Below are 12,826 nucleotides of genomic sequence, written 5' to 3' on the forward strand. Positions count from 1 at the left end.
ATTAGCCATGTTTGTTCTATGAGAGCGGGTTCACCGGGACGCCGGACCTGCTCTGCCACTCTGAAACACAAAGTAAAAAGGCTGCCCGAGGGCAGCCTTTTTGATAGAGCTTCGCGAGAGCCGATCAGTCCCAGCTCAACGCCCCACCTGTTTGGTACTCAATCACGCGAGTCTCAAAGAAGTTCTTCTCCTTCTTCAAGTCCATGATCTCGCTCATCCATGGGAACGGGTTAGTGGTACCTGGGTACTCTTCCTTCAGGCCGATCTGCGACAGGCGACGGTTGGCGATGAATTTGAGGTAGTCCTCCATCATCGCGGCGTTCATGCCCAGTACGCCGCGCGGCATGGTGTCGCGAGCGTATTCGATTTCGAGCTGGGTGCCCTGCAGGATCATCTGCGAGGCTTCTTCCTTCATTTCGGCATCCCACAGGTGCGGGTTTTCGATCTTGATCTGGTTGATCACGTCGATACCGAAGTTCAGGTGCATGGACTCGTCACGCAGGATGTACTGGAACTGCTCGGCCACGCCGGTCATCTTGTTGCGGCGACCCATGGAAAGGATCTGGGTGAAGCCGCAGTAGAAGAAGATGCCTTCCAGAACGCAGTAGTAGGCGATCAGGTTGCGCAGCAGTTCCTTGTCGGTCTCGACGGTGCCGGTATCGAATTCCGGATCGGAGATCGCACGGGTGTAGCGCAGGCCCCAGGCGGCCTTTTTCGCGACCGACGGGATCTCGTGGTACATGTTGAAGATCTCGCCTTCATCCATACCCAGCGATTCGATGCAGTACTGGTAGGCGTGGGTGTGGATCGCTTCCTCGAAGGCCTGGCGCAGGATGTACTGGCGGCACTCGGGGTTGGTGATCAGGCGATACACGGCCAGCGCGAGGTTGTTGGCAACCAGGGAGTCGGCAGTGGAGAAGAAGCCGAGGTTGCGCATGACGATGCGGCGCTCGTCATCGGTCAGGCCCTCCGGGCTCTTCCACAGGGCGATGTCCGCGGTCATGTTGACCTCTTGCGGCATCCAGTGGTTGGCGCAGCCGTCCAGGTACTTCTGCCAGGCCCAGTCGTATTTGAACGGGACCAGTTGGTTGAGGTCGGCGCGGCAGTTGATCATGCGCTTTTCGTCAACGGCGACGCGGGCAGCGGAGCCTTCCAGCTCGGCCAGGCCTTCGGCGATGTCGAGGTCGTCCAGGGCGGCTTTGGCGCGGATTACCGCGTCAGAGTCGGTGCTGGTTACAGCGCGAGCTTCGAGGGCGGCGGCACCGCCGGCGCTGTCGAGTTTGTCGATACCGGTGGCAGCGGCTTGGGCATTACCGCTTTTGGCGGTGGCTTCGCCGTCTTCTTTGTCGAATTCGTCCCAGCTCAGCATGGTGGGTCTCCTGCTTGAGGGCCATGTTCAGTATGGCCAGTGGATCTTGGTTGCGGTGCTTGCGTTCGGGTACTGCAGTGCACGCAAAATCTGAGAGCCGGAGCCTTGGGGCTTCGGTCTTTTTGTTTCTGGCTCAGGGACGGCGTCGGCCTCGATCACGAGTACGCCGTTCATCCTGGCAGCAGTGAGGCTTCCCGAAGGAAGCCTCACGATCACCTTATTGGCAGGCTTCGCAGTCCGGCTCGTCGATCGCGCAGGCTTTAGGCACTGGCGCTGGAGCAGGGGCTGCGGCCGGAGCGGCCTGGGCCTGGACCGGGGCGCTGTTGTCGCCACCGCTGGACACGGCGTTGAGCTTGCCGGTGGTGATGGTCGACTTCTCGGTGCTGGTCGCGGCCAGGGCACGGAGGTAGTAGGTGGTTTTCAGACCACGGAACCAGGCCATGCGGTAGGTCACGTCCAGCTTCTTGCCCGAGGCGCCGGCGATGTACAGGTTCAGCGACTGAGCCTGGTCGATCCACTTCTGGCGACGGCTGGCGGCATCGACGATCCACTTGGTTTCGACTTCGAACGCGGTGGCGTACAGGTCTTTCAGCTCTTGCGGGATACGCTCGATCTGCTGCACGGATCCGTCGTAGTACTTCAGGTCGTTGATCATGACCGAGTCCCACAGGCCGCGGGCCTTGAGGTCGCGAACCAGGTACGGGTTGATCACGGTGAATTCGCCCGACAGGTTCGATTTCACGTACAGGTTCTGGTAGGTCGGCTCGATGGACTGCGACACGCCGGTGATGTTGGCGATGGTCGCGGTTGGCGCGATGGCCATGATGTTCGAGTTACGAATACCTTTTTGTACGCGCTCGCGAACCGGTGCCCAGTCCAGGTGCTCTTCGAGGTTGACGTCGATGTACTTGGCGCCACGGGCCTCGATCAGGATCTGTTGCGAGTCCAGCGGCAGCACGCCTTTGGACCACAGCGAACCCTGGAAGGTCTCGTAGGCACCGCGCTCGTCGGCCAGGTCACAGGAGGCCTGGATGGCGAAGTAGCTGACCGCTTCCATCGAACGGTCGGCGAACTCGACGGCAGCGTCGGAACCGTAGGCGATGTGCTGCAGGTACAGCGCGTCCTGGAAGCCCATGATGCCGAGGCCGACCGGACGGTGCTTGAGGTTCGAGTTGCGAGCCTGCGGCACGGAGTAGTAGTTGATGTCGATCACGTTATCCAGCATGCGCACGGCAGTGTTCACGGTGCGTTGCAGTTTGGTGTGGTCGAGTTTGCCGTCGATGATGTGGTTCGGCAGGTTGATCGAGCCCAGGTTGCAGACGGCGATCTCGTCCTTGTTGGTGTTCAGGGTGATCTCGGTGCACAGGTTCGAGCTGTGGACCACGCCCACGTGCTGCTGCGGGCTGCGCAGGTTGCACGGATCCTTGAAGGTCAGCCATGGGTGGCCGGTCTCGAACAGCATCGAGAGCATCTTGCGCCACAGGTCTTTGGCCTGGATGGTCTTGAACACCTTGATCTTGTTGTACTCGGTCAGGGCTTCGTAGTACTCGTAGCGCTCTTCGAAGGCCTTGCCGGTCAGGTCGTGCAGGTCCGGCACTTCCGATGGCGAGAACAGGGTCCACTTGCCGTCATCGAAGACGCGCTTCATGAACAGGTCAGGGATCCAGTTGGCGGTGTTCATGTCGTGGGTACGACGACGGTCATCACCGGTGTTCTTGCGCAGCTCGATGAATTCTTCGATGTCCAGGTGCCAGGTTTCCAGGTAGGCACAGACAGCGCCTTTGCGCTTGCCGCCCTGGTTGACCGCGACGGCGGTGTCGTTGACCACTTTCAGGAATGGCACGACGCCCTGGGATTTGCCGTTGGTGCCCTTGATGTAGGAGCCCAGCGCGCGCACCGGGGTCCAGTCGTTGCCCAGGCCACCGGCGAATTTAGACAGCATGGCGTTGTCGTGGATCGCGTGGTAGATGCCCGACAGGTCGTCCGGCACGGTGGTCAGGTAGCAGCTCGACAGTTGCGGACGCAGGGTACCGGCGTTGAACAGGGTCGGGGTCGACGCCATGTAGTCGAAGGACGACAGCAGGTTGTAGAACTCGATCGCGCGGGCTTCACGGTCTTTCTCGCCCAGGGCCAGGCCCATGGCGACGCGCATGAAGAACACCTGCGGCAGTTCGAAGCGCACGCCATCCTTGTGGATGAAGTAGCGGTCGTACAGGGTCTGCAGGCCGAGGTAGGTGAATTGCTGGTCACGCTCGTGATTGATCGCCTGACCCATGCGGTCGAGGTCGAAGGTCGCGAGGGCCGGGTCGAGCAGTTCGAACTCGACACCCTTGGCGATGTAGGCCGGCAGTGCCTTGGCGTACAGGTCGGCCATTTCGTGGTGGGTGGCGGCGTCGGCGACTTCGAGGAAGCCCAGGCCTTCGGCACGCAGGGTGTCCATCAGCAGGCGGGCGGTGACGAAGGAGTAGTTCGGCTCACGCTCGACCAGGGTACGGGCGGTCATCACCAGGGCGGTGTTGACGTCCTTGATGGCCACGCCGTCGTACAGGTTCTTCAGGGTTTCGCGCTGGATCAGTTCGCCATCGACTTCAGCCAGGCCTTCGCAGGCCTCGGTGATGATGGTGTTCAGGCGGTTCATGTCCAGCGGCGCCATGCTGCCGTCGGCCAGGGTGATGCGGATGCTCGGGTGCGGCTGCACGACGGCGTCGGTGTTGCTGCGGGTGGCGCGCTCACGGGCACGCTGGTCGCGGTAGATCACGTAGTCGCGGGCGACTTTCTGTTCGCCGGCGCGCATCAGGGCCAGTTCGACCTGATCCTGGATCTCTTCGATATGGATGGTGCCGCCGGAAGGCATGCGGCGCTTGAAGGTCGCGGTGACCTGTTCGGTCAGGCGCGCGACGGTGTCGTGGATACGCGACGACGCGGCGGCGGTGCCGCCTTCAACTGCAAGGAACGCTTTGGTGATGGCTACGGTGATCTTGTCGTCGGTGTAAGGAACGACAGTGCCGTTACGCTTGATCACGCGCAGTTGGCCAGGGGCGGTCGCTGCCAGATCCTGATTCGAATCTGCGGCCTGCGGCGCCTTGGCCTGCGGGTTCTCGCGAGTTGTGTCGGTTTGCATGGGTGTCTCCACGTTCTTTAAGTTTGTTTAGGCGCCCGGTGGGCGCCAACCGTTCCATCCAAAAGCCCGACAGGCACCTGGCACGCGCGTGGCTCAAAGGCTCTCGCGCGCCGCTCTGGGCACATACCCGACTTCGGGACGGATCAGGAAAAAGGGGCATTCGCATGCCGCTCCCTGGCCGAAGTCAAAAGTCTTGGGTCGACAACCCAAAATCTGTTGCTGTTGGGGGTGCGGCACTGGCCTGCACAACCCATACCCGGAACAAGGCCCTCACAGGGCTTGCAACGGTCGCCTCCGCAGGAGCGGTTTGGCTGCTGAAATCACGTTAAGTTCAAGCAAAAAAAACAGCCGCTGAAGGGCTTGAGTTCGATGCTTGTCTTGTGCTTGGGAATTTCGTGAAAACCCAAGATGTAGTGTTTTGCTGCGACTGAGATACAAGATAATGCGGTCTCGGGGGTATTGCAAGGCGACGGCCTGTGGATAACTTGTGGGTAGATTGTGAGTGAAACTGAACAAAACGCTGTAGGCCCCGTCCTGCCGCGATGAGACCGCCTGTCATCCTTTTTTAATGTAAGAAAAGGCGACGAAGGGATTTTTGGGGGCGCGAACCCTATCACAAAAAACAGCGCTGACCGAGGTCGTTGGCAGGCTATTTGCCTCGCCCGTGCGCGCGGTTGGCAGTGGCCGGTGCGCATCGTAGTATCCGGGGCCGATGTTGCCCTTTGGTGATGGCGGCGGCGTCGATCCCATAACAACAAGCAGAGGTGGCCCCGTGGAGCAGCAGAGCAGTCAGGTGTTGATCGTCGAGGATGACCAGCGTCTCGCCGAACTGACCCGCGAATACCTCCAGGCCAATGGCTTCAGCGTCGAGGTCGAGGGCGACGGCGCCAAGGCCGCGGCGCGGATCATCAACGAGCAGCCGGACCTGGTGATCCTCGACCTGATGCTGCCCGGCGAAGACGGCCTGAGCATCTGCCGCAAGGTGCGCCAGCGCTATGCCGGGCCGATCCTGATGCTCACCGCGCGCAGCGACGACCTCGATCAGGTCCAGGGCCTGGACCTGGGCGCCGACGACTATGTGTGCAAGCCGGTGCGTCCGCGCCTGCTGCTGGCGCGGATCAACGCCCTGTTGCGGCGCAGCGAAAGCCCCGTTACCACCACTGAGCGGCGAGCGCTGCAATTCGGCCCGCTGCGGGTCGACAGCACCCTGCGCGAGGCCTGGCTCGGCGAGGCCGGCATCGAACTGACCAGCGCCGAATTCGACCTGCTCTGGCTGCTGGTGAGCAACGCCGGGCGGATTCTCTCGCGGGAAGAAATCTTCACCTCCCTGCGCGGCGTCGGCTACGACGGCCAGGATCGTTCCATCGACGTACGCATCTCGCGCATCCGCCCGCGCATCGGCGACGACCCGATCCACCCGCGGATGATCAAGACCATCCGCGGCAAGGGCTACCTGTTCGTCCGCGAGGCCGCCGAGGCCATGGGCCTGTCCGAATGAACTCGATCTTCCTGCGGATCTACGGCGGCATGCTTGGCGTCCTGGTGCTGGTGGCGGTGCTTGGCGTCCTCAGCCTGCACCTGCTCAACGAAGTGCGCTCCGACCAGTACCGCGAGCGCCTGGCCCACGGCACCTTCACCCTGATGGCTGACAACCTGACACGCATGAACAGCGTCGAGCGCACGCGCGCCGTGGCCCTGTGGGAGCGCCTGTTGGGTATTCCCCTGGCGTTGCAGAACAGCAACGAGGTCGGAATCGACGGCAGCCAGCGCACCCGCCTGCAACGCGGCCAGGTGCTGGTGGAGCACACCGGTCCCCATGCGGCGCGGGTCATCAGCCAGCTCAAGGGGCAGGACCTGCTGCTGACCGGCGATGTGCAGCAGATCAGCGAGCAACTGGCCCGCGCCACCATCTACCTGTTGGTGGACGAGTTGATTCGCTATCCGGTGGCGGAACAGGCCCGGCGCCTGGCGGAACTCAAGCAGAGCAAGGGTTTTGGCTTCGACCTGCGCTTGCTGGCGCAGACCGATGCGGACATGGACGAAGACCAGCGCCGCCGGGTCGAAGAAGGCGACACGGTGATGGCCTTGGGCAAGGAAGGCAACTCGATCCGCGTGTTCGCCGGTATCGCCGGAACGCCCTGGGTGCTGGAAATCGGCCCGCTGTACCAGATGAATCCGTACCCGACGCAACTGCTGGTGCTCATCGCGGCCCTTGGCCTGAGCCTGATCGGGCTGGTGGTCTACCTGCTGGTGCGGCAACTGGAGCGGCGCCTGTCCAAGGTCGAAACGGCCGCGACGCAGATCACCCAGGGCAGCCTGGAAACCCGGGTGGTGGTGCAGGGCGCCGATTCGGTGGGGCGGCTGGCCGAAGCCTTCAATGGTATGGCCGAGCACTTGCAGCGTTCATTGACCATCCAGCGCGAGCTGGTGCGGGCGGTGTCCCATGAGTTGCGCACGCCCGTTGCGCGGCTGCGCTTCGGCCTCGAAATGATCGCCAGCGCCAGCAACGACCAGGCCCGCGAGAAGTACCTGGCGGGCATGGACAACGACATTCAGGACCTCGACAAGCTGGTCGACGAGATGCTGATGTATGCCCGCCTCGAACAGGGCGCGCCGGCCCTGCATTTCCAGCGGGTTGACCTGGATGCTTTGCTCGATCAGGTAATCGCCGAACTGGCGCCGCTGCGCCGCGAGGTGCGGGTGGTGCGCGGGACGTGCCAGGGCGGCGAGGATGCCCAGGGGGCGTGGGTCGAGGCCGAGCCACGCTACCTGCACCGCGCCCTGCAGAATCTGGTGAGTAATGCCATGCGCCATGCCGAATCCGAGGTCAGCCTCAGTTATCAGTTGGGGCTGCAACGGTGCCGCATCGATGTCGAGGACGACGGTCCCGGCGTCCCGGAAACCGCCTGGGACCGGATTTTCACCCCCTTTACCCGCCTTGATGACAGCCGCACCCGGTCTTCCGGTGGTCATGGGCTGGGGTTGTCCATCGTCCGGCGCATCATCCACTGGCATAACGGTCGCGCGCTGATCGGCAAGAGCGTGCACCTGGGTGGCGCCTGTTTCAGCCTGAGCTGGCCACGCGAGCAGACGCCGGGTGCGCAATGAGTGAGGCGGTTGCGCTGGATGAACTGCTGGAACCGCAGCGTTTTCATGCACTGCTGCTGGCGCTTTATGGCCCGGAGTTGATGCCGGCGCAGTTACCGGTGCTGGTGTCGCAGTGGTCCAAGTACTACTTCATGGTGCTCTGGCGCGAAGCGCTGGCCGGACGAGCGCCACGGCTTTCCGGCGGGTTGCGGATAGCACTGGACGAGCGCGGCTTGCCCGTCGGCTTTCGCTCCGATGATGGACAGGACCGACTGGCGCAAGCCATCGACGGCCATCTGCCGCCACTGATCGAGCGTCTGGCGCGGCTTGGCGGCGTGGCGAGCGCGGTGCTCTGGGGCAATGCCGGGGAGTGCCTGGAACAGCAGGCCGGTGAGGGGGCCAAGGTGTGGCTGGAGGCGCCGGACAGCCCGTTGTTCGCCGCTGTTTCCTACGACGAGCAGGGCCGTCGCCGACGGCGCACCTGCTGCCTGAGCTACAAGGTGGAGTGGGTAGGGCACTGCGAGCATTGCCCGCTGATTTCCTGAATCAGACCGCGACCAGACTCAACAACTGGTCGCCCATCACGCAAAACTGTCCTTCCAGCTCGCGACCGTGGTGCCACTCCGGCGACAGGTCGGTGAGCAGGCGCAGGCGCGCGTGGCCGGCGTCGTTCCACTCCAGCACTTCGGCGTGTTCGAAATAGAAGCGCTTGAGCACCAGCGGATAGAGCGCCTTGAACAGGCTTTCCTTGAGCGAGAAGGTCAAGGTGACGGTAAGCCCGACCCGCGCCGGGTCCAGGCGGAGCAGCTCGGCCTCGGTGAGGATTTCCTTGGCCAGGCGCTCGGCGCGTTCGTCATCCAGCAGGCTTTCCTGATCCAGCCCCAGCCCCGCGCAATCACTGCTGCGTGCCACCACTGCGGCGGCCCAGCCCTTGCCGTGGGTGATCGAGCCGCTGATGCCGGCTGGCCAGATCGGTGCGCGGTCATCGCCGGTGGCGGGCACGTAGTCGCGGCCATCGAGGCGTTGCAGCGCGGCGCGGGCGCAAACCCGGCCGGCGAGGTATTCGGCCTGGCGCTTGGCGACTGAACGTTGCAGGGCCGGCGTCTGCTCGATGGCGGCGCGCTGGAAATCGTCGCTGGCGAGGCGCGCCGGGTCGAAGGCGCAACTGACCAACTGCACGCCGGGGACCGGGCGGGGCAAGGGCCAGTGGTACTGGAGCGGAGAGCAGCAGGAGGGGAGTCGGTTCATGGCGGCTATTGTGCCGTGGGCGCTGGCGGGGGGCCAGAGGGGAGGGCGTTGGGCTGAATCGCGAGCAAGCTCGCTCCTACGGGGACAGCGATTCTGTAGGAGCGAGCTTGTCGGGGCGCCGAACCGTCGCGAAGCGGTGAAGCATCAGAAGATCTTTTTGAAGAACGCCTGCAGGTCCGCCCAGGAACTCTCGTCCGCCGCCTTGTTGTAGCCGATGTCAGGCCCACCATGCTCGCCATGGCTGAGGCGGTTGGCGTCCGGGTTGGTGAAGCCGTGCTTGGCGCCCTCGAGGGTGACGAATTCGAACGAGGCATTCGCCGCATTCATCTCGTCCTTGAACGCCTGCACCTGCTGCGGGGTGACCATGCTGTCAGCGCCGCCGTGTTCCACCAGAATCTTGGTCTTCACGCTGCCGGGCGTGGCCGGCGTGTCGGTCACCAGTGCGCCGTGGAAGCTGGCCACACCGGCCAGCGACTCGCCGCGGCGGGCGGCGTCGAGCACCACCTTGCCGCCGAAGCAGTAGCCAATGGCGGCGATGCGTTCCGGGTCGGTCTGCGGCTGGATTTTCAGCAGCTTGACCCCGGCATCGAAGCGCTTGGCCGAGGTGGCCGGGTCTTTCAGGGCGGCCTGCATGAACGCCATGGCGTCGGCCGGGTGCTCGGTGTTCTTGCCGTCGCCGTACATGTCGATGGCCAGGGCGCTGTAGCCCAGCGCCGCGAGGTCGCGAGCGCGGCGCTTGGCGTAGTCGTTCAGGCCCCACCATTCATGCACTACGACCACGCCCGGCACTGGGCCTTTCACGGCATCGTCGTAGGCGTAGTAGCCGACCAGGCGCTTGCCGTCGGCATCCTGATAGGGAATCTCGCGGGTTTGCACGGCGGCCTGGGCCAGGCCGGCAGCGCCGAGCAGCACGGCCGCAAACAGTAATCGCATGATCGGTACTCCTGGATTCAATGCATGGGTTTCAAAAGATGGGCTCGAACATCAAAGACGTTCAGCCAGCGTTCAGGCCGGGTTCAGCGGCGGTTCAGGGCCAGGTCCTTACTCTAGACCTCAATTTCCAAAACCCGCAGCACTGTGGAGAACATCCCCATGAAAAACCTCAACACCCTGCTGGCCGCCCTGACGTTCCTTGGCACAAGCATGGCCGTCCAGGCCGCCGACGACACCTTCGCCAGCGTCACCTACGGTCAGACCAGCGACAAGGTCAAGAAATCCGGGCTGCTCACCGAGAACGTCGGCCACCTCAACAGCGACGGGATCATCGGCAAGGACGACACCTGGGGCATTCGCCTCGGCAAGATCAATGAGCAAGGCCGCTACTACGCCACCTACGACAATGTCTCGGGCACCCATAACGGCCTCAAACTGCGTCAGGAAAATCTGCTCGGCAGTTACGATCTGTTCTATCCGGTGGGCGGCAGCACCAAGCTGTTTGGTGGCGCAACTGCTGGCCTGACCAAGCTCACACAGGACTCTCCGGGTGCCAGCCGCGACAGCGACATCGGTTACGCGGTCGGCCTGCAAGCGGGCGTGTTGCAGCAAGTCAGCGACAACACCTCCGTAGAGCTGGGCTACCGTTACCTGCGCAGCAACGCGACCACCGAGCTGGCCGAAAGCGGCGGCAACAAACTGGGGGCGTTGCGCCTGGACAGCAGCGCGCAGACCTACCTGTCGGCCAACTACCGGTTCTGACTGCGTGCCCAGGCTTGATGAACCGGCCCCTGGACAGGGCCGGTTCGCTGTTATTCTGCGCGCCGCGCACTACAAAGGGAGAAGGTGATGAAACTGTTGGTGGTCGAGGATGAAGCGCTGTTGCGCCACCACCTCTACAGCCGCTTGAGCGAAAGCGGGCACGTGGTCGAAGCGGTGGGCGATGGCGAGGAGGCGCTCTACCAGGCCGAGCAGTTCAACCACGACCTCGCGGTGATCGACCTCGGTCTGCCCGGCATGAGTGGGCTGGACCTGATCGGCCGCCTGCGGGGCCAGGGCAAGACCTTCCCGATCCTGATTCTCACCGCCCGTGGCAACTGGCAGGACAAGGTCGAGGGTCTGGCCGCCGGCGCCGACGATTATGTGGTCAAGCCGTTCCAGTTCGAGGAACTGGAGGCGCGCCTGAACGCCTTGCTGCGCCGCTCCAGCGGTTTCACCCAGGCCACCATCACCGCCGGACCACTGCGCCTGGACCTGAACCGCAAACAGGCACTGCTGGACGAGCAGCCGCTGGCGCTGACCGCCTACGAATACCGCATCCTCGAATACCTGATGCGCCATCACCAGCAAGTGGTCGCCAAGGAACGCCTGATGGAGCAACTCTATCCGGATGACGGGGAGCGTGACCCCAACGTCATCGAAGTGCTGGTCGGCCGTCTGCGGCGCAAGCTGGAAGGCAGCCAGGGCTTCAAACCGATCGACACCGTGCGTGGCCTCGGCTACCTGTTCACCGAGCGCTGCCGATGATCCGTTCGCTGCGCGTGCGCCTGATGCTGGCGGCCGCCGTGCTGGCGCTGCTGTTCATGCTGGCGCTGCTGCCGGCGTTGCAGAAGGCCTTCAGCCTGGCCCTGCAGGAGTCCATCGAGCAGCGCCTGGCATCGGACGTGACCACGCTGATTTCCGCCGCGCGGATCGAAAACAACGAATTGATGATGCCGGTGCTGCTGCCGGACGAGCGCTTCAACCTGCCCGACAGCCGCCTGCTGGGCTACATCTACGACCGCCAGGGCAATCTGGTCTGGCGCTCGCGGGCCACCGCCAACGAAAACATCAACTATCAGCCACGCTACGACGGTCGCGGCAACGAGTTCGCGCGCATCCGCCAGGACGACGGCGAGGAATTCTTCGTTTACGACGTCGAGGTCAAGCTGCTCGGCGGCAAGAACGCCGCCTTCAGCATCGTGGCCCTGCAACCGGTGCGCGAGTACCAGCAGACCATCAGCGGCCTGCGGGAAAAACTCTACCTGGGCTTCGGCGCCGCGCTGCTGGTGTTGTTGTTGCTGCTCTGGGCCGGGCTGACCTGGGGCCTGCGCTCGTTGCGGCAGATGAGCGTGGAACTGGATGAAGTGGAATCCGGCGCCCGTGAAGGCCTGAGCGGCGAACACCCCCGCGAACTGCTGCGCCTGACTCGCTCGCTGAACCGCCTGCTGCACAGCGAACGCGAGCAGCGCGGGCGCTACCGCGATTCCCTTGGCGACCTGGCCCACAGCCTGAAAACGCCACTGGCGGTGCTGCAGGGCGTCAGCGAAAGCATGGCCCAGCGCCCCGAAGAGCGAGAACAGGCGCGGGTGCTGCAAAGTCAGATCGAGCGCATGAGCCAGCAGATCGACTACCAGTTGCAGCGCGCCAGCCTGCGCAAGAGCGGCCTGGTCCGCCATCAGGTGCAATTGCGGCCATTGGTGGAAAGCCTGTGCGGCACCCTGGCCAAGGTCTATCGCGACAAGGCGGTGCAGGTCGATTTCGCCATGGCCGATGATGCGCGGGTGCCGATGGAGCAGGGCGCCTTGCTGGAGCTGCTCGGCAATCTGCTGGAAAACGCCTGGCGCCTGTGCCTGGAACGGGTGAGGGTCAGCCTGGTTCAGGACGGCGCCGAACTGGAACTGTGTGTCGAAGACGATGGCCCCGGGGTGCCGGCCGACCAACGCGAGCGGATTCTGCAGCGCGGCGAGCGGCTGGACCGGCAGAACCCGGGGCAGGGCATCGGCCTTGCGGTGGTCAAGGACATCATCGACAGCTATGACGCCCGTCTGACGCTCACCGACTCGCCTCTGGGCGGCGCGGCGTTCCGCATTGGTTTTCTGGTGGACTGACGCTCAACGTCTCGCGCTGGCGAGTTTCCGCCCGCGAGCCATTTCCTCACTCGTTGTAGGCGGATTACCGCCAAGCTGAACGGGATAAAACCCGCCACGGGCGGAAATCCGCCAAGTGCGCCGGGTGCGAATGCCACCAGAACGTGCAGCGAAGCCCCCGGAAACACGGGGTTGCACCGCAACAGCGCAAATTGGCAT

The 12,826-nt window shown here is 63.7% G+C and carries 10 protein-coding genes; 6 read left to right on the top strand and 4 right to left on the bottom strand.

The window, feature by feature from the left end; all coding sequences use genetic code 11:
• Positions 1 to 124: 124 nt before the first annotated feature.
• Together NTD82_RS08610 and NTD82_RS08615 are read right to left on the bottom strand one after the other, a co-directional pair.
• A complete protein-coding gene (locus NTD82_RS08610) occupies positions 125 to 1,369 on the bottom strand; it encodes a ribonucleotide-diphosphate reductase subunit beta (RefSeq protein ID WP_095155372.1) in 1,245 nt (414 codons plus the stop codon).
• A 217-nt stretch (positions 1,370 to 1,586) separates the two neighbouring features.
• Entirely contained in the window at positions 1,587 to 4,490 is a 2,904-nt protein-coding gene (locus NTD82_RS08615; protein WP_262128456.1) for a ribonucleoside-diphosphate reductase subunit alpha, read from the bottom strand.
• A gap of 772 nt (positions 4,491 to 5,262) precedes the next feature.
• Here NTD82_RS08615 and NTD82_RS08620 point away from each other — a divergent pair.
• Genes NTD82_RS08620 through NTD82_RS08630 form a run of 3 tightly spaced genes read left to right on the top strand, consistent with a single transcriptional unit; the run spans position 5,263 to position 8,122 of the window.
• Positions 5,263 to 5,988, top strand: a complete 726-nt coding sequence (locus tag NTD82_RS08620) for a response regulator transcription factor (RefSeq protein WP_095155374.1) — start codon at positions 5,263 to 5,265, stop codon at positions 5,986 to 5,988.
• Positions 5,985 to 7,598 (top strand): ATP-binding protein, encoded by a 1,614-nt coding sequence (locus NTD82_RS08625; RefSeq protein WP_095155375.1) that lies wholly within the window; start codon positions 5,985 to 5,987, stop codon positions 7,596 to 7,598. The genes NTD82_RS08620 and NTD82_RS08625 overlap by 4 nt, the downstream gene beginning before the upstream one ends.
• Entirely contained in the window at positions 7,550 to 8,122 is a 573-nt protein-coding gene (locus tag NTD82_RS08630) for a (2Fe-2S)-binding protein (RefSeq protein WP_315974948.1), read from the top strand. Before NTD82_RS08625 ends, NTD82_RS08630 begins: the two co-directional genes overlap by 49 nt.
• A 1-nt stretch (position 8,123) precedes the next feature.
• On the opposite strand, the gene NTD82_RS08635 is transcribed toward NTD82_RS08630, so the two are convergent.
• Both NTD82_RS08635 and NTD82_RS08640 read right to left on the bottom strand, forming a co-directional pair.
• Positions 8,124 to 8,825 carry a 4'-phosphopantetheinyl transferase gene (locus NTD82_RS08635; protein WP_262128458.1) on the bottom strand — a complete coding sequence of 234 codons (702 nt, stop codon included), beginning with the start codon at positions 8,823 to 8,825 and terminating at the stop codon, positions 8,124 to 8,126.
• 144 nt (positions 8,826 to 8,969) lie between these two features.
• Positions 8,970 to 9,758 carry a dienelactone hydrolase family protein gene (locus NTD82_RS08640; RefSeq protein WP_262128459.1) on the bottom strand — a complete coding sequence of 263 codons (789 nt, stop codon included), beginning with the start codon at positions 9,756 to 9,758 and terminating at the stop codon, positions 8,970 to 8,972.
• Between the two features lie 159 nt (positions 9,759 to 9,917).
• On the opposite strand from NTD82_RS08640, the gene NTD82_RS08645 reads away from it, so the two are divergent.
• The 3 genes from NTD82_RS08645 to NTD82_RS08655 all read left to right on the top strand — a co-directional run bounded on the left by NTD82_RS08645 (position 9,918) and on the right by NTD82_RS08655 (position 12,628).
• Positions 9,918 to 10,520, top strand: coding sequence for an outer membrane beta-barrel protein (locus NTD82_RS08645; RefSeq protein WP_095155379.1), 603 nt, complete (start codon positions 9,918 to 9,920; stop codon positions 10,518 to 10,520).
• 87 nt (positions 10,521 to 10,607) lie between these two features.
• Positions 10,608 to 11,285 carry a response regulator transcription factor gene (locus NTD82_RS08650; protein ID WP_262128460.1) on the top strand — a complete coding sequence of 226 codons (678 nt, stop codon included), beginning with the start codon at positions 10,608 to 10,610 and terminating at the stop codon, positions 11,283 to 11,285.
• Entirely contained in the window at positions 11,282 to 12,628 is a 1,347-nt protein-coding gene (locus NTD82_RS08655) for an ATP-binding protein (protein WP_262128461.1), read from the top strand. Before NTD82_RS08650 ends, NTD82_RS08655 begins: the two co-directional genes overlap by 4 nt.
• Positions 12,629 to 12,826 lie beyond the last annotated feature (198 nt).

This window comes from Pseudomonas sp. 5P_5.1_Bac1 (genome assembly GCF_025466015.1).
GTDB lineage: Bacteria > Pseudomonadota > Gammaproteobacteria > Pseudomonadales > Pseudomonadaceae > Aquipseudomonas.